This is a genomic window from Paraburkholderia sp. WC7.3g (assembly GCF_050436345.1).
Taxonomy (GTDB): Bacteria; Pseudomonadota; Gammaproteobacteria; order Burkholderiales; family Burkholderiaceae; genus Paraburkholderia; species Paraburkholderia podalyriae.
On the sequence record NZ_JBNDMA010000001.1, the window covers coordinates 106,673 to 131,801 of the forward strand.

General features: G+C 60.1%; 18 protein-coding genes and 7 pseudogenes. 10 read left to right on the forward strand and 15 right to left on the reverse strand.

Annotated elements, in window-relative coordinates:
* Positions 1-13: 13 nt before the first annotated feature.
* From OKW43_RS00555 to OKW43_RS00570, 4 genes are all read right to left on the reverse strand, one after another.
* Entirely contained in the window at positions 14-169 is a 156-nt protein-coding gene (locus OKW43_RS00555; protein ID WP_429444540.1) for a hypothetical protein, read from the reverse strand.
* 125 nt (positions 170-294) lie between these two features.
* On the reverse strand, positions 295-885 hold the full coding sequence (locus OKW43_RS00560; RefSeq protein ID WP_312893002.1) for a PqiC family protein: 591 nt from the start codon (positions 883-885) through the stop codon (positions 295-297).
* Complete coding sequence (locus OKW43_RS00565; RefSeq protein ID WP_187639166.1) at positions 882-2,504, reverse strand: intermembrane transport protein PqiB; 1,623 nt, start codon at positions 2,502-2,504, stop codon at positions 882-884. The genes OKW43_RS00560 and OKW43_RS00565 overlap by 4 nt, the downstream gene beginning before the upstream one ends.
* The gene (locus tag OKW43_RS00570; RefSeq protein ID WP_187639165.1) at positions 2,479-3,771 is read right to left on the reverse strand and encodes a paraquat-inducible protein A; all 1,293 of its coding nucleotides are present in this window, start codon (positions 3,769-3,771) and stop codon (positions 2,479-2,481) included. The genes OKW43_RS00565 and OKW43_RS00570 overlap by 26 nt, the downstream gene beginning before the upstream one ends.
* 820 nt (positions 3,772-4,591) lie before the next feature.
* Here OKW43_RS00570 and OKW43_RS00575 point away from each other — a divergent pair.
* The gene (locus OKW43_RS00575) at positions 4,592-4,786 is read left to right on the forward strand and encodes a hypothetical protein (protein ID WP_429444543.1); all 195 of its coding nucleotides are present in this window, start codon (positions 4,592-4,594) and stop codon (positions 4,784-4,786) included.
* A gap of 480 nt (positions 4,787-5,266) precedes the next feature.
* Here OKW43_RS00575 and OKW43_RS00580 read toward each other — a convergent pair whose 3' ends face one another.
* Together OKW43_RS00580 and aspT are read right to left on the reverse strand one after the other, a co-directional pair.
* Positions 5,267-6,931: a bifunctional aspartate transaminase/aspartate 4-decarboxylase gene (locus tag OKW43_RS00580; protein ID WP_429444545.1), complete on the reverse strand. Its 1,665-nt coding sequence runs from the start codon at positions 6,929-6,931 to the stop codon at positions 5,267-5,269.
* 45 nt (positions 6,932-6,976) lie between these two features.
* Positions 6,977-8,603: pseudogene (gene aspT, locus OKW43_RS00585) on the reverse strand (aspartate-alanine antiporter).
* A gap of 885 nt (positions 8,604-9,488) precedes the next feature.
* Here aspT and OKW43_RS00590 point away from each other — a divergent pair.
* Positions 9,489-9,623 carry a hypothetical protein gene (locus tag OKW43_RS00590; protein WP_429444547.1) on the forward strand — a complete coding sequence of 45 codons (135 nt, stop codon included), beginning with the start codon at positions 9,489-9,491 and terminating at the stop codon, positions 9,621-9,623.
* A 27-nt stretch (positions 9,624-9,650) separates the two neighbouring features.
* Positions 9,651-10,061, forward strand: a pseudogene (locus OKW43_RS00595) (SET domain-containing protein).
* Positions 10,062-10,638: 577 nt separating this feature from the next.
* On the opposite strand, the gene OKW43_RS00600 reads toward OKW43_RS00595, so the two are convergent.
* Positions 10,639-10,860 carry a hypothetical protein gene (locus OKW43_RS00600; RefSeq protein WP_429444549.1) on the reverse strand — a complete coding sequence of 74 codons (222 nt, stop codon included), beginning with the start codon at positions 10,858-10,860 and terminating at the stop codon, positions 10,639-10,641.
* 382 nt (positions 10,861-11,242) lie between these two features.
* On the opposite strand from OKW43_RS00600, the gene OKW43_RS00605 reads away from it, so the two are divergent.
* Both OKW43_RS00605 and OKW43_RS00610 read left to right on the forward strand, forming a co-directional pair.
* Positions 11,243-11,515, forward strand: coding sequence for a hypothetical protein (locus tag OKW43_RS00605; protein ID WP_429444551.1), 273 nt, complete (start codon positions 11,243-11,245; stop codon positions 11,513-11,515).
* 282 nt (positions 11,516-11,797) lie between these two features.
* A complete protein-coding gene (locus OKW43_RS00610) occupies positions 11,798-12,064 on the forward strand; it encodes a hypothetical protein (RefSeq protein WP_429292881.1) in 267 nt (88 codons plus the stop codon).
* A 173-nt stretch (positions 12,065-12,237) separates the two neighbouring features.
* On the opposite strand, the pseudogene OKW43_RS00615 reads toward OKW43_RS00610, so the two are convergent.
* Positions 12,238-12,363, reverse strand: a pseudogene (locus tag OKW43_RS00615) (IS30 family transposase); the annotation flags it as partial.
* Positions 12,364-12,775: 412 nt separating this feature from the next.
* Here OKW43_RS00615 and OKW43_RS00620 point away from each other — a divergent pair.
* Positions 12,776-13,012 (forward strand): annotated as a pseudogene (locus tag OKW43_RS00620) (GntR family transcriptional regulator); the annotation flags it as partial.
* A 2-nt stretch (positions 13,013-13,014) separates the two neighbouring features.
* Here OKW43_RS00620 and OKW43_RS00625 read toward each other — a convergent pair.
* Together OKW43_RS00625 and OKW43_RS00630 are read right to left on the reverse strand one after the other, a co-directional pair.
* Positions 13,015-14,103 (reverse strand): annotated as a pseudogene (locus OKW43_RS00625) (DUF4158 domain-containing protein); the annotation flags it as partial.
* Between the two features lie 122 nt (positions 14,104-14,225).
* On the reverse strand, positions 14,226-14,396 hold the full coding sequence (locus OKW43_RS00630; protein WP_429444553.1) for a hypothetical protein: 171 nt from the start codon (positions 14,394-14,396) through the stop codon (positions 14,226-14,228).
* A gap of 759 nt (positions 14,397-15,155) precedes the next feature.
* Between OKW43_RS00630 and OKW43_RS00635 the strand changes: the two genes are divergently transcribed.
* Positions 15,156-15,743, forward strand: coding sequence for a hypothetical protein (locus OKW43_RS00635; RefSeq protein WP_429447281.1), 588 nt, complete (start codon positions 15,156-15,158; stop codon positions 15,741-15,743).
* Positions 15,744-15,854: 111 nt separating this feature from the next.
* Here OKW43_RS00635 and OKW43_RS00640 read toward each other — a convergent pair whose 3' ends face one another.
* Positions 15,855-16,148: a diguanylate cyclase gene (locus OKW43_RS00640; protein WP_429444555.1), complete on the reverse strand. Its 294-nt coding sequence runs from the start codon at positions 16,146-16,148 to the stop codon at positions 15,855-15,857.
* Entirely contained in the window at positions 16,132-16,347 is a 216-nt protein-coding gene (locus OKW43_RS00645) for a diguanylate cyclase domain-containing protein (RefSeq protein WP_429444557.1), read from the reverse strand. The genes OKW43_RS00640 and OKW43_RS00645 overlap by 17 nt, the downstream gene beginning before the upstream one ends.
* Before the next feature lie 52 nt (positions 16,348-16,399).
* Here OKW43_RS00645 and OKW43_RS00650 point away from each other — a divergent pair, with 52 nt between their 5' ends.
* Positions 16,400-16,894: a hypothetical protein gene (locus tag OKW43_RS00650; RefSeq protein ID WP_429444559.1), complete on the forward strand. Its 495-nt coding sequence runs from the start codon at positions 16,400-16,402 to the stop codon at positions 16,892-16,894.
* Positions 16,895-17,133: 239 nt separating this feature from the next.
* Here the strand turns inward: OKW43_RS00650 and OKW43_RS00655 are convergent, their stop codons facing one another.
* Genes OKW43_RS00655 through OKW43_RS00665 form a run of 3 tightly spaced genes read right to left on the reverse strand, consistent with a single transcriptional unit; the run spans position 17,134 to position 21,161 of the window.
* Complete coding sequence (locus OKW43_RS00655; protein ID WP_429444561.1) at positions 17,134-18,588, reverse strand: DUF2252 domain-containing protein; 1,455 nt, start codon at positions 18,586-18,588, stop codon at positions 17,134-17,136.
* Between the two features lie 42 nt (positions 18,589-18,630).
* Positions 18,631-20,364, reverse strand: coding sequence for a SulP family inorganic anion transporter (locus OKW43_RS00660; protein WP_429444563.1), 1,734 nt, complete (start codon positions 20,362-20,364; stop codon positions 18,631-18,633).
* Positions 20,361-21,161 (reverse strand): NAD(P)-binding protein, encoded by an 801-nt coding sequence (locus OKW43_RS00665; RefSeq protein ID WP_187639378.1) that lies wholly within the window; start codon positions 21,159-21,161, stop codon positions 20,361-20,363. The genes OKW43_RS00660 and OKW43_RS00665 overlap by 4 nt, the downstream gene beginning before the upstream one ends.
* Before the next feature lie 204 nt (positions 21,162-21,365).
* Between OKW43_RS00665 and OKW43_RS00670 the strand changes: the two are divergent.
* Both OKW43_RS00670 and OKW43_RS00675 read left to right on the forward strand, forming a co-directional pair.
* Positions 21,366-22,596, forward strand: a pseudogene (locus OKW43_RS00670) (IS256 family transposase).
* Between the two features lie 995 nt (positions 22,597-23,591).
* Positions 23,592-24,910 (forward strand): annotated as a pseudogene (locus OKW43_RS00675) (IS110 family transposase).
* Positions 24,911-25,129 lie beyond the last annotated feature (219 nt).

The following is a 25,129-nucleotide window of genomic DNA, read 5'->3' on the forward strand; positions in this document are numbered from 1 at the left end:
GCGCTGACAGGATTCAGAACTGCTGTGTGCGTAGCGACTCGAATTCCGCGCGGCACACATCTCCAAACTTGGCGAGGATGTCGATCGAGCCATCCTCGAGCATCGCGCGAATCTCGATGAAGGACTTGTCCGGCGCAAGGTAAGTGTCGTCGATCTTGCGTCCGATCACGTCGTCTTCGGCTCTCGCGATAGAACTTGACCACTACGGCGAGTTCGCCTTCGGTCAGCAGGCGCGGCTGGGTCCTGGTTTGTTCCAAGGTTGGCAGCGCCTGCGAAGCCGCACGTCCGCGCCAGTCAACGCAACAAGTTCTTCAGGATCGCCGCTGCGATATCCCGACTCACCAAACCCAGCGCGTGATCGTGGGCGGCGACAAGCGCGTCGTAAGCCTGCCCTTGTGCAGGCACGCGTGCGAGCGTGTGCCCGGCGATCGGAGTAGCCTTCCCTGGAGGCCAGATCGTCCACAGTGCGTCGATAGTCGCCGTGTCCCCCGGTACGGAATCGAATTGCATCACGTCAACGCGAACTCGCCATATCGGCACGCCACCCGAGTCTGCCGCGTATACGCTTACCTGTTCGGAGCCAAGCAGCACCGCCAGATTTCCAGCGATAGTTCGCTGGATATTGCCCTTCAGCGGCTCGGCCCAGCGCTGGAACTCGTTAGGCCACACCTGATTGTCGGCAACGCTTACGACGATTTGCTGCCGGTCAACTAGTTGTGGAATCGTGACCGGGTTCACCACGACATATAACGGCACCGAAGTTCCCATGGTAATGAGTGTCGCGTCCGGCTTCAGCCGGTAGAAGTTAGACGCGGGTGAGCTGCCGCAGCCGCCAAGCGACATTGCAAACAGGACCAGAACGAATGGCACAAGGGCGCGTGTCACGGCTGGGTCTCCTTCTGCTTGCCGCGAATCAACGCTTCCGGATGCTGCTCCAGATAATCGGCAAGCGTCCGGAAGGCCGTCGCTGTGCGCGAAAGTTCCTGTACCGCATCGTTCGCGTTCTGCTGCAGGGCCGAGTCCGGCTGCAGCGCATTGTTGGCCGAGTCAAGCGCCGCGTGGGCCGCGGAGAGTGTGCCGTGCGCCTGCGGGACAACCTCGGTGTCGAGTTGGTCGAGCAGCGTCTTCGCACTCGACAGCGTCTGTTGCGTATTCTTGCCAATCGCTTCAAACGGAATCGTGTTCAGCTTCGCCAGGAGTTCCGTGACGTTGTCCTGAAGCCGCTGCAGGTTACCGGGTATGGTCGGCAGCTCAGGAGGTGATGACGCCCAGTTCACCGTGGCTTTTGGCGCGTTGGGAAAGAATTCGGCGGTCAGGTACAGTTGCCCGGTCAGCAGATTGCCCGTTTTAAGCTGGAGACGCATTCCCTTTGCGATGAGGTGCTCCAGCAGCGCGTGAGGATTGTTGCTCAGGCGGCCGCCGGCGCCAGTGCCCGTGTTGGTCTTATAGTGGGACGCGAAGAGTTCCGGATACAGATTGATTTCCACTGGAATGGTCAACCTCTCCGTCTTGGGATCAAAATTTGTATAGATCGCTGTCACTTCGCCAACCACAATGCCACGGAAGTCGACCGGCGCGCCCACGGTCAATCCACGAATCGATTCCGTGAAGTTCACAACGTACTTTTCGACGACGTGATAGTGCGCCTTCATCGCGTCAGCCCGATCTGGGAACAACGTAAAGGTTGAGTCGCTCGCAGCGACGGCCTCGTCGACCGCGCCCGGCAGCGACTCGAATGCCACGCCGCCGATCATGATCGACACGAGCGACTGCGAGTTCACCTGGATGCCATTCGACCCGACTGTCACGTCGACGCCGCTTGCGTGCCAGAAGCGAGTATCCGCAAGAACGAACCTGTCATACGGCGCGTTGATAAATACGCGCAGCGTCACACCGTGTCCATCAGGATCGAGCTTGTAGCTGGATATCTGTCCGACCTGCAGCCGTCGGAAGAACACCGGCGTGCCGGCATCGAGCGAGCCCATATTCGTGCTTTTCAGGACGAATTCGCGCCCCGGCACATCATTCGTGATCACCGGCGGGACTTCGAGACCGATGAAGTCGCGACGTCCGGTCTTCGATTTGCCTTTGTCCATTTCAATGTAGGAGCCGGACAGAAGCGTGCCGATGCCGGACACTGTCCCGCCGGATATGCGTGGGCGGACGACCCAGAAGCGGGTGTCGTCGACGAGCAGTTTCGTCGCATTTTTGTTGATGTCCGCGGACGCGATGACTCGCGTGCTATCGGGGGTCAACGTTACGGTCTTGATGACCCCGATATCGACGTTCTTGAGCTTGATCTTCGTCTTGCCCGCCTCAATACCGTCAGCGGTTGCGAAGCCAATCGTGATCGTTGGCCCCTTCTCGATAACCGCCTTGACAGCGAGCCACCCTCCGATCAGGACCGCGATGATGGGTACGAGCCACACTACTTGCAGGCGCCAGTGCGACCGCGGCACAGGCTCCGCGTCGGGAAAATCAGGCTTTTTCTCGAGTCCTGACATGATCTTGCTCCACTTCGTCCCATATCAGGCGGGCATCGAACGCCATCGCCGCGAACATCGTCAGCACCACCACTGCGCCAAACGCGATTGCCGCGTTACCGGCCTGGATCGTCGCAAGTGCCTGGAACTGCACGAGCGCGACGAGCATCGTGATCACGTAGATGTCGAGCATCGACCAGCGCCCCACAAACTCGACCATTCGATAGATCCGTGTGCGCTCGACGGCGTGCCAGCGCGAGTGCATCTGCGTCGAGATCGTCAGGTATCCGAGTGCGAGGATCTTGAGCATCGGAACAGCGATGCTGGCGACGAACACGACGATCGCCAGCGGCCAGGATCCGGATGTCCAGAGGTAGACGACGCCAGAGAGGATCGTGTCGTTCTCTGTCCCGAAGAGCGAGTTCGTGTACATCACAGGCAACATGTTGGCTGGGATATACATCACAATCGCGGCAATCAGGAAGGCCCACGTGCGCGACAGGCTTGCTGGCTTGCGCAGGTGCACCGTCGCACCACAGCGAGGGCAGTGGAACGCGTGAGCATTAACGACCTGCGCGCTTGCGAGCAGTCCACAATCGTGACACCGCGCGAGACCGCATCGTGCTGCGGTAACCGCACCTTGCAGTGACGCCCCGTCCAGGCCTGGCTCCGCGCCCGTGTGCTCAACGGCGGTGACGCGCGACCACAGGTTGCGCGAGTCGAAAGCTGATCCGGCCGCCGCCAATACGAACACAAGTAGCCCAAACGACCACAGCGCGGGGCCCACCACCACGCCTGCGATCGCGGACAACTTCACGAGGGCAACCAGCAAACCGAGGATCAGTACTTCGGTCATTCCCCAAGGCTGGCAGAGATGGCACAGCCGGAATATGGCCGGACCGCCCCAAGGTACACGGTCAAACTTGAGTGGTATTAGTAGCCATAGCATGCTCACCGTCTGCAAGATCGGCATCAGGACCGTGGTTGCAAACACCAGTCCCGCAATTGGCCACTTCCCATCGTGGTACAGCGCGCTCACAGCGCCCAGGAGTGTCGTCTCAACGACAGTCCCATTAACCGACAGACCGACAATCGGATACACGTTTGAAATTGCGAAGAGTACAACTGCGGCGATGGACAGCGCGAGTCCGCGATCGAGGCTGTTGGGGAGCTCGCGCCACAGCGGGGCCCGGCAGCGCCGGCATCGCAAACCGCCGCCCTCCGGCACAGCCACCTCCCGCTGCAGGAGATCGCAGTCGTGGCAGGCGATGAGTTTCCCGTGATCCATTCGGTCACCTGTGAAACAGGTTGCGAAACCGCGGCTTGCGGTTGCGACTGTCCGCTCTCCCGCGCCGGCACGGTCATCTGTTCAACCAGGGCCACCCAAACGCCAGATCAGAACCCTTGGGTGCGCATGGTGCGGCAGCGTCAGCGCACCGTCATCCTGGGTGTCTTCGCCCCCCAACTTCCGAACCGGCCATCAGTCCGTACTGATCGAAGATGAGCCCATAACGTTTCCTTCAGTTGCCAACTGTCTGTTGAATACAGTCCCGCACCCATGCCCGTCACGACGACGGTCCACGTGGCTGTCCGGCTCAAGTTTGGTTAGCGGTCTGGTCTATCGCAATGAGACCTTGGTCTCATTGCGATCTCGACGAGAAGCGTGCCTTCAGCGCAGGGCGTGCAATTAAAAAGGACTGAGGCGAGCGTGGCCAACTCCGTCAAAGTGATAGTTCTAGGGTTGATCGCACAGGCTGATCGCCCCAACGAGAACTGAGCCCGTTCATGAGCTGAGCGCAAGCAGGGCTAGCGTAGGCCTTTCTCATCGAGCGAAAGCAGGTTTGCTGCGGCGATTCGCTCCAGTGACCGTGACATGGAAAAGCCTCGCTCCGTGCTTAAGGAAATGACTTTCCGAGCGCCGCTCACGGCTCCTTGCAGATACTGTCGCGGCGCAAATGCTGGCGCAAACCTTTATTCGACAGTTCTTACCTACCGTGGCCGCCGCATTACTCCCTTCAGACTGCTGCACACGTGCGTGGCCTGGCGCACGCCGATACTCCATGGCGAACGACCGTTGTGTCTTGACAGCGGTTCCCCTGGACCGACGAGTGGTTACGATCAAAAAGCTGGGCGAACTGGTTCTGGTCAACTGCTTTGGTCTGTCCAACATGAGCGCGGTGATGAACCGCGTCTCGCTGCTCGAGATGACAGAGTCCGACGTCGATCAGTACTTCAGTCTGCTCTACCGGGTTCTCGCCAACAAGGCATCGGACCGGCCCGTCCCCGTGCCGACGCCGCAGTAAAATGCCGCCGCCGTTAGTCAATTCTCGCGATCGGTGGTCGCCGAGCTTGGCGGCGATCAGACGGACATCGAACGGTTCGTGTTCTACGCATCGAACCCTTCGAAAGTTACGCCATCGGATATGTGCTGGGCGACAAGAGTGACCTTGCACGCGATCATCGCCATGCCGGACCCCGAACGGGATATTGTCCTGCTTCGCACGACGACGCCGGACGGCAGTCACGACGCGCCGCCCGCGCAGCAGTCGGGCACGCCGGACACAGCCAGGCCATTATCCACATCGTCACAGCCAGATAGTGCCGATGCGCGCTAGCGCAGGGAGATTGAAGGTGTCCATCGCGTCGTCAGTCCCGCGCATCTCCGTGGCGCTCAATGGCACGGCGCATCGATTCGTCATCACAAGCGGCTTCACGCCGCCCTACGCGCGTCACTGACGCCGCCGCGATGACCTACATTGCGACGGCGCCCGGCGATATCACGACTACAGCACTTTCCCCTTCTCCAGATTCTTCCCGGTAGCAGCGTTATAGCGCTCGACGTAGTCATCCATCAGCGCTCGCACTGCGCGTCCGATCTTCCGGTAATCCGACTCGTTCAGGTTGGCTAGCGAAATTCGCCCGGAGCGATGCTGAGTTCCAAATCCGAGCCCGGGAAGGACGACGACTCTTGTCTCGCTCGCCAGTCGGAAGAGCAGTTCCGACGGCTTCGTGTTCTGCTCCAGCCACTGGACGAACTCATTGCCATAGGTTCGGCCGCCGAGGAAATGCAGGTCCAGTATCGAGTAGTAATCCACCTGATTCAGGTCATCGTCTTTGAAGGAGATCCCGATCTCCTGGTACAACGCCCGCTTGCGGGCGCGGATGAGCCGCTTGAGGGCTTTCTTGTACGCGTCTGGCGTGTCCATCAGTGAGAACAGCGAGAACAGAACCATCTGTACCTGCTGCGGCGTAGAAAGCCCCGCTGTATGGTTCAGCGCGACCGTGCGGCTGTCCGCCACGAGACGGTCGATGAACTTGAGCTTGTCCGGCTCGGTGGTAATCGACTCATACCGGTGATGCAATTCCTTCTTCGCATCGTTTGGAAGCTGTGCGATTAGCCGGTCGAGCACGTTGTCCTTGTGCGTGACAACGGTGCCGAGCCGCCAGCCCGTGGCGCCGAAATATTTGGAGTACGAGTAGACAAGAATCGTATTCTGCGGTGCGAGAGCGAAGAGCGACACGAAGTCGTCCGCAAACGTCCCATAGACGTCGTCGGTGAGCAATATCAGATCAGGCCGCTCTTTGACGATGTCCGCGATGTACTGGAGGCTTTCATCGCTAAGCTTGACCGACGGCGGATTGCTCGGATTGACGAGGAAAAACGCCTTCACCTTCGGGTCGCGCAGCTTGTCGAGTTCCTGGTTCGAGTACTGCCAATTGTTGGCGACATCGGCGTCCACGTTCACCACTTCGAGCTGGTAGTCGTTGAGCCTGGGTATCTCGATGTAAGGGGTGAAGATAGGCCGCCCCAAAGCAATGGTGTCTCCCGCCTTGATGAGGTGATTCTGCTTCATCGTATTGAAGATATACGTCATCGCTGCCGTCCCGCCCTCGACGGCATAGATGTCGAACTCGCCAATGAACGGATGCTTTCCGATCATCTCGCGACGCAGGTAATGGCCGACGATGACTTCCGATAGTTTCAACATGCGGTCGGGCACGGGGTAGTTCGACGCCAGAATGCCTTCGCACATCTCGTACAGGAAGTCCCCGGCGGGCAGCCCCAGTTGGTCCCGGACATACGAAACGGCACTGGCTAAAAAGTCGATTCCAGCGACCCCCCTGTTCTCACGAAGAAACAATTCGAACCGTTCCGTGAGCCCGTCGCGTTTCGGAAATCCGCCGACTCCTTCGGGCATGTAGGCGAATGAGCGCTCGGATTCACGCATCGCGAACAGACCCAGTTGCCAGAAGCCGTGTCGCGGAATGGTGGCGAGAAAGTTCGGGTTTCCCCTCCCCGCGTTGAGCATCGAAGCATTCGCCGGCCGCTCGACGGCACCGCCGCCGGCTGCCTTGATGAGTTCGTCCTTGAGTTCGAACGGGCTGAGCGAAGCGAGTGCTGCCGCCTCTCCTTTACCTCCGTCATGCTGCTTGTGCGACTTGGACATCGAACACCTCCACGAGCGTATCGATCGATAAACGACGAGCGGCGGCTAGGAAAGAATCATCACAACGACCATGCCCCATATCGTCAAAAGTGTGTTGCCTACTGCATAGGTTGCGGTGTACCCGAGACCTGGAACTTGGCTCTTCGCGGCGTCGCAAATCATCCCGAGCGCCGCGGTGGTCGTTCGCGCGCCGGCGCAGATGCCGAGCAGAATGGCCGGGTCGAATTTGAACAGGTACTTCGCGATGTCCATGCCAAGAATCAACGGAACGGTTGTGCTCAAGATGCCCCATAGAAAAAGACTCACGCCAAGCTGTTGCAAGCCTCTGACAAACCCGGGGCCGGCCGTGATACCGATGACCCCAATGAACACGTTGAGCCCGACGGAATTCATGAACCAGACCGTTGGCTCGGGAATCCGGCCGAACGTCGTGAATGGCTCGATACCAGCCGAACCCAATGCCCGCAATAAGCGCGCCGCCCGATGTCGAGAGCGTCAAAGGTATGGTTCCGGCCCGAATCACGATTGATCCAATCAGCGCGCCCAGCGTAATGGCAAGGCTCACGAAGGCGATGTCAGCCACGCTCGTCGGGCGGTCGAGAACGCCTAAGGTTTTCGCTGCCGCCGTCGTATCCTGCGTACGGCCAACGATCGTTATCGTGTCGCCGCGATGCAGTGTCGTGTTCGGCAGAATAGGAATTTGCGTCTCCGTCGGGCCTCGCCTGATTTTGCGCAGGTAGACGCCGCGAGCGCCCGGCAAATGAGCAAGCTCTTGCAACGTCTTTCCTTCGACCTCTTTGGACGTGATGTACACGTCGACCCCTTCGACCGGAACCGCGAGCAATTCCGGGTCGTCCACTTCGGCGGCGCGTTCGGCGATCAGTGAAACGAGCAGTTCACGCCGGCCACCCACCGCCGCGATATCGTCTGCCTTCAGCTCCATGTCGAGCGTCGCCTCGAGAATCGCGCCGCCCCGGCGGATTCGCTGAATAAAAAGCCGCGCACCGTCCGGAGCGTTGGCTTCCGCGGCAGCGACCGTCATGCCGACGATGGGTGCTCCCGGCGCGATCCGATAGGCGCGAAGCTCGAACTTGTGCCATGCCTGTCCCGCACCTCCGAGTTCTTTTCCGCCGCTCAATCGGGCCTCGTACTCTTTGCAGGCGGCGACAAGATCGATGCGCAGAAGAATCGGACCCAATATCCCCAGAATGACTGCCGAGCCGATCGTGCCGAAGATGTAGGTGACGGCGTACGCCGTGGGCATGGCGTTCAGCAGAGTTTTCGTCTCATCGGGCGGAAGACCGAGACGATTGATCGCATCAGTGGCGAGTCCCATCGACGCCGAGATGGTCTGCGAACCGGCGAATAGTCCCGCTGCGGACCCGAGGTCGTAGCCGGCGATTTTGGCTGCTGCAACGGGGACGACGAGGCAAAGAACGCACTGAATGACCGAGAAGAGTGCCTGCGGTAAACCGTCTTTGGCGATGCCTCGAACAAACTGTGGCCCTACCCCGTAACCAACGGCGAACAGGAACATCAGGAAGAAGACCGATTTGACGTTGGCCGAGATGGTGATGCCGAACTGGCCAATTGCGATGGCGGCCAGCAACGTAGCGGTCACGGCGCCGAGGCCGAACCCTTTGTAGCTTTTGCCGCCGACCCAGTAACCAATACCAAGCGAGAGAAAAACAGCAATTTCCGGATATTGCCGAAGGGTTTGAGCAATCCAGGACATACGGCCTCCTTGTTCCAGACATAACGGCGAGCCGCGCCGCCGATTAGGTCGATATCGTCATTTCAGTGCGTCGCTTTTGCCGGGAATTGCGAACGTAGCGGGCGCATTTACCCTCCATCGTGCCAGGTGAAGAAAAAGCTTGCGCGAACGCCAACCCGCTCTTCACCAGCTCGCTTGCTCAGCGGGTGAATTGCGTATGCAGATGCTTAATTGCTTGCTGAAACGCTTGACTACTTACTCAGCTTAATTGGCTTAATTTGACTTGATTGCACGCTCGTCGCCAGTTGGCGGCGGTAATCGCTATTCGTGAAGTTGATATCGGTATTGCGGGCTTGACGCGTGGTGACTTGTTCCACCTGGGACTGGCTGCCCAATGTTTCGTGAAACAATCAGCGCTCAATATCGCAAATAGTCCGGAAACCCATACGCGTCTGGACTGCTGGATTCGTTGCTATTAGAGGATAGTAGACTCCCTCATCGAAACCTAGGATTAGCGCGTCAAAAAACCGGGGACGTCCCCGCCCGGCTTGCCGGTAGGAAGCGCCGACAAAAGCTGAGCGGCGATCTTCTGCGGCTCCAGCGTATTTAAAACGACATCAAAATGCACCGGGTTATCCCCCGCTGCGCTCCTTGATGGTGCCAGCGGAAGCGCCGGTACACTTTGACCGATGTTGAACGCGATGCCGCAGTCGACGACCTGATCGCTTTAGTCGGAGCGGTGGATGGGGTTCTCCAAATGCAGGCAGAGGCAATGCAGACTATTTCCTCAAAATCAGCAGTCGCAAGTATGCCGCCAACGACACTGCTGCCATTCGCAAGACCTTGCTCGATGCCTATCGCTGGCAATACATCGTTTCCGGCGTCAAGGAGCCGCGCTTTCAACGCGACTTGTTCGGCAAGATCAACGAGGCGCAGAAAGACCGCGTCCTATCGGCACTGGCTCCCCTGATGAACTGAGACCGCTCTGTTGAACGGCGCGGCGGAATGGATTGCAGCGAATCTTTCCGTCGCACCGCCGACATGATTCCGGAGGAGCTCATCGAGTACAACGGTGAAGTGACCAGCTGGCGGCGCGCCGCTGCCCGTCAGCGGTCCGGGGCCGGTCATACGTTCGCGTTCAGTCGTTCCGACGCAGCGTGATCGACGGCAGCCGCGGCGGCAACAGCGCCCGCTGGATCATGCCTGTATTCCCAACTGCGAGACAATCGAGGCAGGCAATCGGGTATTCATCCGCGCACTCACTGACATCAAGCCCGGCGAGGAGCTCTTCATCGACTACGGCCTCGAAGTTGAAGCCGAGATCAGCGAGGACATCCCGGTCCCCGGTATGCATGTCACTGCGGCGCTTCCACCTGCCGTCAGTCCATACTCGGTTACAGTGCGACGTCACTGTAACCGTGGCGTGCTAGCGTGGGAGCACCGTCTACGGACGATCGCTCTTCGGTAAGCGCCCGTGCATGGGACTCGCGATTTTCGGAACGCCGCGCGCCGCCCGGCAACGGGCCGGTGCCGACGCCGAGCACGACCTTTACGGCGGTTTGCAAGCTACAACGGCCGTTGGTCGACTCGCACGGGAAGACCGGAGTTCGGCCTTATGCGAAGCTTTCCATAAGGCAGAGTTGCTTCCATCGGGCATCCGGCCGGTTCCGAGGTGAACTGGCCGTTGGAATGACGACTTTGTGTGTTGCGCGAACGGCAACTCTTGGCCGATCCCGGAAATCGAGCGGCCTCCGGTGATCGTCGGCCGCACCGCCGCGTCGAACTTCCGTAGCCGACCCCAGTCGGCCATAGCAGCTCGCACGCTGGTCGTCCGTTACCGGATGTGGAGGGGCCACGCATACGGGCGAGCCGAACATCGTATTCAACGAGCGGCACGGCCCGGTCACTTCAAGGGTGAGGGGAAGCATTCCTGAATTCCATCCGTGGGGCGGCGGGCGGGTGTCCCGGCGCCAAGCTCGACAACTTCCGGAGTTCAGTCGTCCTGCTGTTCAGCCATTTCTGCCGCCACATGAAGTCCATTGTCCATGGCGGCCCCTTCTGTCGCGTAAGTGATTCCCGGTTCGTGCCGCACTTCTTTGATCGCGTCTCCAGTATGGTCAATATGGACAATCTCAAATGTGTACCCGCCTTCAGCCAGTCGGATCGGTTCAATACGGTAGGTGTGTTTGCCCTTGCTAATCGTTCTTGCCGGCACCGATTTTTCTCCTTTGCGTCATCTTTCACCGCCACCGATATTCCGCGTCTGTGGCTTCTGAACTGTCGCTAATGGCAGGTTAGGCTGCTGCCAGTCCGCCGGCTGACAAGTCCCGCCTCAATCTTCCGACCAGGCGTTTGCACAGCCGCGCAAGGACCATGCCGCGAGAGGGGCTGCGCACTCGCCTTTGACGTGAGCGTTGTCGGCCGCTCACTGCGCATATGGTTTCAAATGGGGCCGGGGTCCAGCGCGGTGGGAATACGGAGTTCCGGGGCCGCTATCGGACTTTGGTCCCATTGGTCTCACCCGCCTGGCCGAGTAGGCTGAAAAATCCGTCGACGATTGGACGGCGACATATCCGCAATACCTCCGGGAGTTCATCATGAAATTTCTTGTGGTTACCACTTCGGCCATTTTCGTTGCAGTGCTTTCGAACCCGTCCGTTTGGGCTCAAGACAATTCCGCAACCAGTGCGCCGGCGGCTGCAGAGCATCCCGACGAAATCGTGAGGATGCACCAACAGGTGGCCGCAGCCAATCGTGTCTATAACAAGCACGTAGCCGCTGCACAAAAAGTTTTCGATGAGAAAAAGGCAGCAGCCAAAAAAGAGCGTGATACTGCCATAGCGGCAGCACATCAGGGTGTGGGCCAATAGGACGACGACGTTCCCGGCACCTCAATGGTTCCTTCGGCAGCAACAGCCAAACGCGACCATGCTATTTGAGCCCACGGACGACGTTACGCTCCCTGCTAAGCAAGTGCAGTCACCGACATAGATCAGGCCGTGTGGTCCGCCGTTGATCGCGATCGGGCAGCCTTCGACAACCAGCCGAAGCCGCCTGTCATCAGTGCGGCGTGATGTCGCCTAGCGCTCGGCCACGAGGACGCGTTGTGGGACAATCCAGTTCGGCAACCACCAGTCTGAAGGGCGAACGCCATGGATTCGTCATACATCAAACTGACAACCCCAATCGTCGACAGCCGGTCAGCGCTGTGGTTCTCCGCGTATGGCTTCGGGTGGGGATACTGCGCCTTCGAACTCAGACCGGAGGTTGTTTGCGAATACCTCGGAGCGGCAGACGACAGCCAGAAGCAGTTGCTGCTCGCGTTTCAGTTGGGAAAGCAAAAGTTAGTGGGAGTTGCGGAACGCAAAATACCTCCATCGAGTGGAGAGCGCATCGAGATTACTGGCCAGGATCTTTAAGCTGCGCTGCAGCAGTGCACACGACCGGCCGGTTCGGTCTAAGCACCCGTCATTCGCGCATGAAGTCGGACTGACCGGACCTGGCCGGCTGCTGCCTGACGTCGAGGGACGGCACGTGACCCACTTCAGCCCTCGACCCATCGCGACGTCAGCGGCAGCTTTCGAAGGCGGATTCAACCGGTGAATGCAATAGTTTGCTGAAATCGTTCGGCGGGCGTCTCGTAGTCCAGCGTCTTTCTTGGACGCTCGTTCAATCGTCTTGCCACAGCGTTGAGTTTGGCCTGCGAATACATTGACATGCACGGAACCGACCATTGATCGGCTTGAGCGGCTCGGTTTGAGCAAGCCGAAACGGCCGCTCTTGGACGCGTGCCGCCGATCGCCATCAGGAGAAGCCGGGCCATCAAGGGTCATTCGCCCACATCGGTGCCCGGACTTTGGAACGTCGGTTACACCCAGGAAGCGGCCATCGGGTTCACGATTGCGAACGTTGCTTCTTGGCCTTTGCGGTTATTCGGGTATGCAGCTTGATGGCCTTTGACGAGCGACCATTCTCGTCAAGAGAAAGTCCGGATTCGATCCACCGACAGGTATCTGCGTCCGCTTTTCCAGATCTTTGATTCCTCCTTTCGACGCGAGCCTTGCGGCAATAATGCCAGGATCGTCGTAAGCGAAAGTTTCTGAGAAGTGATCGGACCAGTGAGACATGCCATGCAGGAAGACAACCCGAAGTACGCGTTGCAGATCGCGGATGCGGTCGCTGAACGCATAGAGAGCCTGATTGTCGACGGTGTATTGAAACCGGGTCAGGCGTTGCCTTCCGAGCGACGCCTGATCGTCAAACTGGGCGTATCGCGGTCCGCGCTGCGAGAAGGGCTGAAGGTGCTGCGGACACGCGGGATTGTCGAAACTGCGCACGGACGCGGGTCGTTCGTTGCGGCTCTTACTACGGCGCGGCTGGGTGGGCGACGCTGCCGATTGGCGGCAACCAGGGCGTCGAGTCTGGCGCGCAGTTCGGCGTCCGACACGGCCCCTTCGGCACTCAGACCCGCCAACTCGCCGGTCAGCGTCTGGTACAGATCGGCCCAGTTAACGATGGTGCTGACGCCATTGACTGCGTGTCGCCAGAGATCTGCCACGCGTCGCTGCAGCATCAGAATCAACTGGTCGGCAGCGGTTAGCAGGCAGTAGCGCAGGAAGCAGGCAACCTCCACCGTACGTGCCGGTTCTTTGATCCTGGCCCCTGCCGACGGTGGTCTGGAGGCCAGCCGTCGGGCGTAGCGGCGCAGGACGAGGTCGGGAAGATCTCCCAGGTGCTAATGAACCTCCAGGCCGTAGAGCAATTCGATGCGTTCGAACACCTCGCTGATCTGCCGTGTTGAGTGCCTGGCGGGTGTCGCCCACAGCCAACTCTGCTGCGTCTGGCCATCAGCACGAGGCTCAGCAATCGCGCGGCGCCAGCGATCAAGCGTCCCCGGCTTAACCACCGCGCGAATCGTTGCGCCGGTCTCGGCCTCGAGTTGCGCAAGCGCGGCGGCGATCAGAGTGCGGATGGCCCGGTCGTGGACGATCAGCAGCCGGTGGTCGTACAACCATTGTCGGGCACGAACGAGCAACTGTTCACGGTCAGCGCATCGGCCTACCTCGTCCCGCAGTTCTCGCACCAGGGCGCGGCGCCGATGCTCGCTCACCCATCCGAATCCAAGGGACTCGCAGGCAACTTGCTAGTGGTCGAACAGGGTGCGGCCGCGGCCATACATCGCGCGCAACGTTGCGAGTTCCGGGGCGTCGATGCCGAGCTCGCCGCTGAGGTGGCGCCATAGCACCGATGGGATGACGAGAAAAGCGTCGAGCAGACGCCCGCTCATGCGCAGGAAGCCGATGTGCAGCGCCAGGCCAAGCTTCAGTCGGTTGCCGCGCCGCGCCGCGATCAGTTCGCGCTCGGCCGGGCTGAAGGTAAAGAAGGCCTGCAACTCGAAGGTGCTGAGCTCGCGCGGCAGCTCCCGCATGCCCAGGTACGTCGTCTGCCAGCCCTGCATCGCGCGCCTCCGTCGGTGGGACGTTCACGATACGCCGCAAAAAAGCGAACAGCAACGTCAACAAAATCAATGGCTTACTACGTGACCCCTGCCCCCCCCGTCGTTACTGGCTTTGCGTACCGTCACTTATTGCACTGATACCACCCCCCGACGAAAAAGAATGCGAGAACCGCACCCTGAAGGCCCGAGTCCAGGACGGGTTCATCATCCATCGTCGCAGAGAGGTCCCGCTGATCGCGCTCGTTTTGCTGGCCGGCTTGGTACAACCACGAGTTATCTTCTCGATTGCTCATTAGCTTCTCCTCTCCAGGCGAGTCTAGGTTGATCAATACCCAGGGTATCAGGCGGGTTTCAATTCACAAACGCATTGCAACACGTTAGCGAACCCTGACGGCTGCGGTTTAGGCATCCACGGAGGTCGATGCTGTATGGACCAGGACCAAAGTCCGATGTCCGCCGTCCCTCGCACGGGCTACGCTGGATGAGCGATACACAATCGTCAGTGTCGACGCGTCCGTACTGTCATGTCTGCCCCCGAGACCACCTTGAACGGGCTCCACGAAACGAGACCCACAATGACCGACGCACCACGCCCCGAAAACAGAAACGAAAGCAGGAACCAGGCGCCTGTCGCCGGATCGCGCGCGGTGTTTTCCCTCGCCCAGTGGCTGCCTGCCTACCGGCCGCACTGGATGGCGCGCGACGCCATTGCCGGCGTGACCGTGGCGGCCGACGGCATTCCGGTGTTGCTTGCCTACGCAACGCTGGCCGGAGGCGACCCGGTGCGGTTCGGCCCCATTTGCGTTTATGGTCCCGCCCGCGGGTCTTCACAGGGAGGAATACAGCATCAGACAGCGAGTGAGCGCGCCTGGCACCAGCCCGATACCGACGCCATCTCAGGCGCATCAGATCAGTTTGCGGGCGAGCCGTGGATCCCGTCGGTCCGGAACTGTCGATGCTCCTGCGTTTCTCGGAGCGGTGCACGACACAGCGTGTTCCGCGTACGTCCAGACCGGCTGCAGAAAAGCTTCATCGTTGCAAAGGAGAGCTCTATGAAGAACATGAAATTTCTGGTCATTGCCGCCTTGGCGGCCATCCCGCCAGCCGCATGGGCACAGCCACAAAGCGTGGAAGTGACGAAAGCGCCGGGCCAGGCCACCATAAAGGGCACCACCCGGGTGACGGCCACCGTGCAGAACATCGATCCCGCGACGAGAACCGTGCTGCTGAAACCCCAGAACGGCAAGATCGTCGAAGTGCAGGTTGGGGAAGAGGCGCGCAACTTCGACCAGCTCAAGGTGGGCGACGTCGTCACGGCCGTTTACCGGCAATCGCTCACCCTGAGCCTCCAGAAAAACGTCGGCGCAACAGCCTCAACCGAAGAGCAGCCGATCATGGAGCGCGCACCCGAGGGTGGTAAGCCCGGCGGCACCGTGGGTCGGCAAGTAACGATCGTCGCCGACGTCGTCGCGGTCAACCCCAATAGCAGGACCGTCACGTTGAAAGGCCCCAAGGGCAACACGGTAGACCTGAAGGTCGAAGATCCTGCGCAGTTCGCCAACATCAAAAAGGGTGATCAGGTGCAGGCGGTGTACACCGAAGCGCTCGCCATTTCCGTAGAGCCAGCCGTCAAGAAGTAGCGACCCTCGCCAGCCGCCACGTTCGCGCGCGGCGGCTGGCTTGAAGGTTCGGCATGCATCCGGTCTCCGATGCGGGTGTTGCGTGGTCGCTTCAGCCGCAAGACACCCGCTTCAGGCGATCACGACCGCGTTGCGGCCGGCCCGCTTTGCGCCATACATCGCCGAGTCGGCTCGAACGATGACCGCTGCCAACGATTCGCCCTTGGTGCTTGTTGCGACGCCAGTTGACAGCGTTACTCCGTGCAGCTGCATTCCCTCAGCAGCCATGCGTATCCGCTCCGCAACACGCGTTCCGTCTTCCGGCTTTGTCCCGGGGAGAAGCACGACGAACTCATCGCCACCCCACCGACACGCGAGGTCCCATCCACGGATACTGCCCTTGATCGCGTCAGCGACGCCTTCCAAGGACGAGGTCCCCGGTGTGATGTCCGAGCGTGTCGTTCACGCTCTTGAACCGATCGCAGTCGATGGCCCAGCAGTGTGTTGAACCACCCGTCCTGGAAACGTCCATACTCGGACTCGAAGGCGGTGCGTCGCATAAGTCCGGTGAGCTTGTCATTACGGGCATCTTCGTAGAGCACGCCGACCATGCTGTTGAGCGCATTCAGGGAGAAGGCGTTGCACGCGTCGGACCTTGCTATCTCTTCCACCAGAACATGCGCGTGCGTGGCCGCGTCCGCATATTGCATGTTGTGCCGGACAATGCCGTCGATGACACCAACGCTGATCGCGTCACCGACCCCGAGAAGGTTTTTTCTCTCGTCGAGAGCGGGTGGCTGGATCCTGATATGTCCGCCGTCGCGCAGATAATCCACGGCACCGCGCTCGCCGCGCGTGACAAACAGAGTCGCGTTGGCGATGCCGACGCCGCTGTTTCGTGGGGCCCGGGCTTGCGCTGGGGGATCGTGGGGCCGAGTCTTCTGTATCACCTCGGCGGCGGTCAGGGTGGTATCGAGCATTTCTTCGATCAGTTCACCGGTCCACTGACGGCCTGGTGGCATGTGCTCGGAACGCCAGAACTCACTCCGGACGTGCGTGCGACCATCATTAAAGGCGTACATGAAGAGGCCCAGTCGCGCTCGCAGCAGGAACTCGCGACTTATCGCGATGAGGTTCTGATGGGGCTGCTTCGGCTGCGAGATAAGGAGTGATGCCGTCGTCGAAAACACCAGCGGTCGCGACCTTCTGCTCTCGTACAAGGGCGGCAGCATCACCGTAACCGTGCCGGCCAATGTGCCGGTCGTAACCTTCGCGCCGGCAACGTGCGCTGACCTGACGCCGGGCTCGGATCAGAAGCCACAAATTGCGCCGCCGGTATTTCTTTTCTTGCCGTTGATGCCAGGCGAAGCAGCAATTGCGAGTGCGCAAAAACCGATGGGGTGCTCCAAACTCAATCACGAATGACCTGGATGCGTCCTGCCTTGACTGCTGCTTTCAAAACCGTCCAGTCTGCCTCATTCTGTTCCGCATAAGCGAGCCCGAATCGCTCGATGGCCTCGTCGAATGCACTCGACTTTCCAACATATCCGCTGAGCAACGCGGGGTCCCCCGCTTTCGCCATCGAATGGGCGAGCACGTGAGCGCAGGAAACCGCATATTCGCCGAGATCTTCAACGTCGAAACTGGTGAAGTCGAACGCGCCCTTCATGTCGCGCAATTGCCGCACGTAGAAGTCATTGCCCGTGTGGTGCAGCTTCGACCATCCGAGAAAAATGTCGCTGGCCGATTGCAGCAGACGCTGCCCGTTCACCACACGCTGACCGTGATTGGAATAACGACTCGGCGGCAGGTAATCCTCCAGTACGGAAGCCCGCGCCTCCTTGAGTTGAAGGAACAGTGGACACTGTCCGTCGGCCATGAAAAGCGCCTCGTAGCAGCGCGTCCCCACCGACCCAATACCCACCACGCGAATGGCGACATCCACCAGTTCATAGCGATCGAACAATGCGCGCCTGTCATCGGGGAGGGTCAAACGGTAGTCGGCGAAGAAATGCCGGACCAGCGCATCGTACTGCGCATGATCGCGTGGGCTCGCCAGTGGGACGTGATACACGAGCGGCGGAACGTCCTTGATGCGCAGCTTGCCATTGACAAGCTCGGTTACATGAGTCGTCACGGAACGCGACGACTGCTGCCGCGCCTTGTCGATGACGGCCAGTTCTTTTCTTCTTTCCTCCGTCGAATCGGCAATGGCCAACATGCTCGCGGCCTTGAACTGGTAGTACCAGACGTCGAGCGTGTCCATCCGGCTGAACTCGGCGATCCGTTGCCGGAACGTCTCGCATAGCCGGCGCACCACGCCGCGCTGATCACGCGTCGCAAGTCCGCGTTCACGCCCGGCAATCACGAACGATGTGGCCAGTCTGCGCATATCCCAGTCAAATGGGCCGGGCAGTGTTTCGTCGAAGTCGTTGGGTCCGAAAAGAATGCGCCGCTCCGGGCTCGCAAACAGTCCGAAATTGGCCAGATGCGCATCGCCGCCCAGTTGCACGATCAGGTTGGAATGCGGCAGTTTCGACAGGTCGTATGCCATCAGCGGCGCGGCGCCGCGATAGAAGGCGAATGGATTCGCGACCATACGTCCGTAGCGAATGGGTATCAGCTCAGTCACCCGGCCCACGTTGGACGCGTCGAGCAATGCGATGGGATCGCGATTGTCGATCTTGCAGTCCGCCAGCTTCGCGCGCGGCACCTTTCTGCGTGCCGCCTTGCCCTGCTCGATGCGAGACGTCAACGAGCCACGCCCCGCAAACAGCGTGGACGGGTCTTCCTGCGCCGCCAAGGTCATCGGATCGGCGGGTTCCGTAGCATGTTCCTTGCGCTTCGCGGCAGCGGATTCGGGCACGTGTCACTCCCATTCTCAGTTCATCGTCAAAGCGGCGTGGCTTCATTCCGGTTTGGCGTTTGGCGAAGGCCCGGGTGCAGATGGCGAAAGATCGCTCAGAGCGTCAATCGCGGCATCGACCGTCGCAAAGATCTCGCGATGGGCGCCTTGCGCACGCAGTGCCTTATACCGCTCGATCTCCCGCCGCACACCCGTCGGAAGCGCAACAGCTGCGACACCCACACCACGCCGGTCGAGCTCCGTACCCAACTGGATCAACGTCTTGCCCGCCGTGTAGTCGATATTGTTGATCTCCGACGAGTCGATCACCACCCAGCGCAACGGCGGACTCGCCTCGTTGACGAGTTTCAGCACTTCTTCAGTGAAGCGGCCGGCGTTCGCATAGAACAGGTCCGCTTCGAACCGGTAGACGACGATGCCGGGCGCGGCGAGCACATTCGGCGCGACAGGATGCGTGACCCAACGGCCGGCGGGGCTGCGCGTCAACACACGCGTTCGCAGCCGGTAGCTATGCCGCGCATGCGCGATCAACGATAGGACGACGGCAGCGAGAATCCCGTGCATCACATCGACAAACACGACCACGCCGGCCGTGAGTAACGCGACGACGAATTCGTCCTTCTGCATGCGATAGAGTTCGACCATGCCTTTCACGTCGATCAGCTTCACGCCGATCATGAAGACGATGGCCGACAGCACGGCGGCAGGCAGAAAACTGAGCGGCCTGGTAAGGAACAGCAGCACCAGCAGCACGATGACGGCCGTCGTCAGATGGGTGACCTGGGTGCGGCCACCCGCATCGTCGACCATCTCGGTCTTGGTCGGACTGCCGTTCACGACGAAGGTACCCGTAAATGCAGCCGCTGCGTTCGCGGCCGCGAGGCCGATGATGTCGGCATTGTCGTCGCCCTTCTCGTTGTAGCGGTTGGCGTACGCGCGCGCGGTCGCTGCACTCTGCGCGATGATGACGATGAAGCACGAGGCGGCCGTCGCCAGCACCTGGTTGAACTCGCTTATATGCAGCGGCGGCAGGAACAGCGACGGAAGTCCGCCTGGCACTTCTCCGATAACCGCAATGCCGTGCCCGGCGAAACTGAACACCGCGCTGGCCACGATGGAGCCGATCACGGCGATCAGCGCACCCGGCGCGCGCGGCGCCAGACGCTTGCAACCGACGATCACCGCGAGAACAACAAAGGAAAGCACTGTGGTCGGATAATTCGCCTCGGCGACGCGCTGAAACACGGTCACCATCTGCATGACCGGGCCATGCCCTTGCTTCGCGAGCCCGATCAGCCCGGCGAATTCGCCCGCCGCGACCTGCACCCCCACGCCTGTCAGGAAGCCGATCAGTGCGCTGCGGGAAAGGAAGTCGGCCAGAAAGCCCAGACGAAAGACGCGCGCAATCACGAGCATCACGGCAACCGTCAGGGCCACTGTGCTTGTGAGGGCCACATATTCCTTGCTGCCTAATGCTGCGATGGCCGTCAGCGTACCCGCGAGGATGGCAGCTGTCGCGGAGTCTGCCGCGACAACCAGTTGACGCGACGCACCAAAGATCGCAAATGCGATCAGCGGAAGCAAGATCGTGTAGAGGCCAGTGACGGTGGGCGTGCCGGAAATCTTCGTGTACCCCATCACCTCCGGGATGCCCAAGGCCGCCAGTGTGATCCCGGCAATGATGTCGTGCGGCAGTTGTGCGGGATTGACGGGCAGAAGCCCCTGCAGGAAGGGCATGCGATGCAGATGAGACTGCGTGGAATCCGCTGGTTTCATGGCGCTTCCTCCATCCGGGTTGTGAGCTTGCCGACCAGCGCATTCGCCACGATCTCATCGACGATAACCACGCCGGATGCCCCCGCGCTCTCGAACAGCCCCTTTCTCAAGGGATTTTCGCCAGGCACTACAATCGTAAGCGAGGCATTCAGCGTATGCGCCAGCAAGGTGATCGCCAGATTGTTATTGCTGTCCGGCGTCGTCACGACCAGCGCTTTGGCGCTATCCAGCCGCGCCCCCTTGAGCACGTCGTCGAACACGCCCGGCGAACCGAGCACAACCATATGGCCGCGATCCGCAGCCCGGTCGGCCTGATCCCGATCGCCCACGAGGATGAGCACGGTCTGTCCGGCTTCGCGCAAACGGTTTGCGACCAGTTCACCCAGCGAATGGAATCCAACCACTACGACATGATTGGCGAGATGTGCGAGCTTGCCTTCCATGACCCTGTTCTCCCGATAAGCCATTACATCGTCGCCCGATAGCATGCCCGTGAGCCTTGACACCGCGAATCCGCCGATCAGCAGCGTCGCGAACATGGCCAGCAGCATGAAGATCTTCTGCGACTGATTAAAGTCGGTAAAGTCACCGAGTGTCGAGACGAGATTGACCCCATCCCAGAGGGCCGCGAACACTTTGTCAGGAAAAGAGGCATTGGACTGATCGAGCAAGACCAGCCCGGTGGCGGCGCCGCCCAGCAGCAGTACGAGCAGGCCGACGGTATGGCGCGCGCGGCGGTGCCATTCGCGAATACGGATGCCTCCAAGACGCGGCTCATCGACACGGAAGATCCACACGGTTACCTCGTATAGTTAGTCTGATCGAGACAACAGCGAACCCAACGCCAGACAGACACGCTCGTCTTTTTTGCGCCAGTAGTCAATAGTCAAGAGCCCCAGGATTCACCGTGCCTGTAAGAGCAAAGCGTCACCCTTTGTCTCACAGACGCAGCAGGCCCGAAACGCAATAAAAGAGAGAAACCCGATCCTGAACTCGTCAAGCTGGCAGACAGCCTGCTGGCGAATTACCAGCAGCCGGAAGACCTGATAGGCGAGAACGGCCTGCTCAAGCAGCTTACCAAGATGCTGGTGGAGCGTGCGTTAGAGACGGAGATGTCCGAGCACCTGGACCATGGCAAGAGCGAAGCGGTGACCAATGCCACGGGCAACACCCGTAATGGTCATAGCGCCAAGACGCTGCAGGGGGAGTTTGGCGAGTTGCCGCTCAACATCCCGCGCGACCGTCAGGGGGCGTTCGAGCCGAAGCTGGTGGAGCGCCATCCGACGCGCTGGACGGGCTTCGACGACAAGATCATTTCGCTGTATGCGCGTGGCCTGAGCGTGCGCTATATCCAGGGGCACCTGGAAGAAATGTACGGCACGGAGGTCTCGCCGACGCTGATCTCGGCGGTCACTGACGCCGTCAGTGATGAGGTGAAGGTCTGGCAGGCCCGTGCGCTCGACGCGCTCTATCCGATTGTCTATCTCGACTGCGTTCACGTCAAAGTGCGCGACAGCGGCGCGGTGCGGACCAAGGCGGTGTACCTGGCCATCGGCGTGAACATGGCCGGCCACAAGGAAGTCCTGGGCCTGTGGATCGCCCAGACCGAGGGGGCCAAGTTCTGGCTGCAGGTGGTCACTGAGCTGAAGACGCGCGGCGTGCAGGACATCTTTATCGCCTGCGTCGACGGGCTTAAAGGCTTTCCTGAAGCCATCGAAGCGGTCTACCCAAAAGCGGCCGTGCAACTGTGCATCGTGCATATGGTGATATGGTGCGCAACAGTCTGAACTTCGTGCCGTGGAAAATGCAGCAGGAAGTCGCCGCCGACCTGAAGACGATCTACACTTCATCGACCCTCGAACCGGCCGAACAGATGCTGGGCGCCTTCGAGGCCAGGTGGGACAAGGACTATCCGTCCATCGGACAGAGCTGGCGACGCAACTGGGCACGTGTGATTCCGTTCTTCGATTACCCGCCGGAGATCAGGAAGGTGATTTACGCCCGGAGGAAGTCCCCTTGGGGGACACCACGAATGCCATAGAATCGATCAACATGAGCCTGCGCAAGGTGATCAAGACCCGCAGCTCGTTCCCAACCGATGAGGCCGTCACCAAGCTGTTTTACCTGGCCCTGAACAACATCAGCAAGAAGTGGACGATGCCGATCCGCGACTGGAAGGCTGCACTGAACCGCTTCACGATCCAGTTCGAAGAGCGGCTGGTGCCGGGTTAAACCTCAACCCGTTTACACAAAATTCCGGACACCCCCATCGGAGCCTGATCGATGTTTCGATTTGAGCCGCGATCCATCTTGCAGTGTCCTCTTCGACCCATAAGCTGCAACCGCATCCGCTCATAGAGGTTCCCTCGGGCAGGTATCGATAGGCCGCGCCAGTATCCAACACGCATCTCTGGTTTTCCTAAGCGAACGAACTGCTGCTCCGCCGACCCACATTTGGACGGCTAGCAGCCCCCAAGCCGTCAGAAATGGGACTGCCTTACCGATAAACAGGTTGTCGCTGGCACAGTTCGCGCATTGATATACGAGCCTCAAGCTCGTGAGCAACGAACGCGGCCGGCCCCTCAACGCTACCCAAAATTCCACTCCGTTCCCGCGAGAGCCGGTCGTCGTGTGGGGGCAAACGTGGGGGCAAAATTGGCCCCAAACGAAAGAGGCTCTCAGAGCCGAAGCCATGAGAGCCTTATATCTATTGGTCGGGGCGAGAGGATTTGAACCTCGTTGAGGCCTTGCTTGGTAAGGCTTTGCGAGGAAGTTGTGTTAAACCGGGTTAAAACGGCGCCACAACCTTTACGAATTTTCTTTCGTATTCTTTACAATACAGACACAGGCGCGCCACGGGCTCGCCTCAAGGCCCTCGTCACACGCTCCTTTGTGCTCGTCCTCCCGCGTTGCGGGGCCTTTAAGATTCGGTTTTTTTCGTACGCCAGGCGTCCGGAACCGACCCTTTATAGATAGTCCGTCCCGCTTTGATCGATACTGGTGGGACTGGCAGCGAGCTGCCAATGCAGGCGGAACATGCACCCGTGGACTACGAATAAGTCGACCCAAACGCTGGACGATTGCCGAGTTAGCTTCGAGTCCACGGGTGCGCTTGCGCTCGATAACGAATACTCAGGGTTCGCCGTCGCACCGGCTCACTATATTGCCTTCGCTGAACGCAAGCATGCATGTCCCTACCGGGGAATCTATCACTTGCTGAGGTTCACATGGCACCGCTATCGAACCAGCAATTCAAGGCTTTCGTCGGCATCGACTGGGCCGATACCAAACATGACATCTGCCTGCAGCAGGCTGGCGACGACAGGCGCGAGTTCGACTGCATCCCTCACCAGGTTACACGCATTGATGAATGGGCAAAGGCGTTATATCAGCGCTTTGGTGGTCCCATCGCGATCGCGCTTGAGCTGGCCAGAGGGCCGATCGTCTCTGTGTTGCAGAAACATGCGTTCGTCACACTGTTCCCGATCAACCCCGCAATGCTCGCGCAGTACCGCGAGGCGTTCGAGCCGAGCCGGGCCAAGGACGATCCTACCGATGCCGAACTGGCACTCGACCTGCTGCTGCGCCATCCGGAGCGGTTTGCCCCGCTCCGGCCGTAGAGCGCCGGCATGCGTTCCGTGCTGAGCCTGATCGAACAGCGTCGTGAAACTGGTTGGCGACAAGACCCGGTTCACTAACCGGCTAACCAGCGCACTCAAGCAGTATTACCCTCAAGCCCTGGAATGGTTCGAGGACATCGACACGGTGCTGTTTTGTGATTTCCTGACCCGCTGGCCAACTCTGCCAGCAATCAGGCGCGCGAACAGAAAGACCCTTGAAACGTTCTTCCATGCGCACAACTGTCGCCGGGCCAGACTGATCGAGGGACGTCTGGAATCGATCCGTTGCGCTGTGTCGCTGACTGGCGATCCCGGTATCGTTGCACCTCACCGGTTGCTCGCGCTGACGTTGATGGCGCAACTGCGCACAGCGCTCGCTGCGATCGACGTGTTCGATAAGGAAATCGCGGCAGTCACACGAACGCTGCCCGACTTCGACCTGTTTGACAGCTTGCCCGGCGCAGGTCCGGCATCTGACGCCTCGTCTGCTGGCTGCATTCGGCGAGCAACGTGACCGCTTCAGGGGCGCTGATGAACTGCCGAAGTACTCCGGCATCGCGCCGGTCACCGAACGCAGCGGCAAGAAGTGCTGGGTGCACTGGCGCTGGCAGTGCCCGACATTCCTGCGCCAGACCTTCGTTGAATGGGCGGACCAGACCATCAACAAATCGTTCTGGGCGGGCGCCTATTATCGGCAACAGCGTGCGAAGGGCAGTTCGTATCAGGCCGCCGTCAGGGCGTTGGCGTTCAAGTGGACACGGATCCTCTACCGCTGCTGGCAGACCGGAACACGGTACGACGAGAGCGTCTACCTCAACGCCCTCAGGAAGCGTGGTTCGTCACTCCTCCAGCACCTCGGGCTTCCGGGTAACCCTTTCCGGTCGACGGTTACGCAGCTCGTTCCGGGTCGGGGGGCTTCGATTTGACGTGATGTCGCGAGTTGTCCACGGCCGGCCAGCGGGTCGCGTGCTACGACCATGACGCTGGCCGGCGGTGGGCAACTCGCCGGGCCAGCAACGTGCAGGTCAACCCGGGAGGGCTTCGGAAGAACAGGCTCCCGTTCAAAAAAACTTGACGGACCACCTCAGGGCGTGACTCAGTCATACGATGCCAATAAACCTCTACGGCCGCTCGGAAGGGACTAC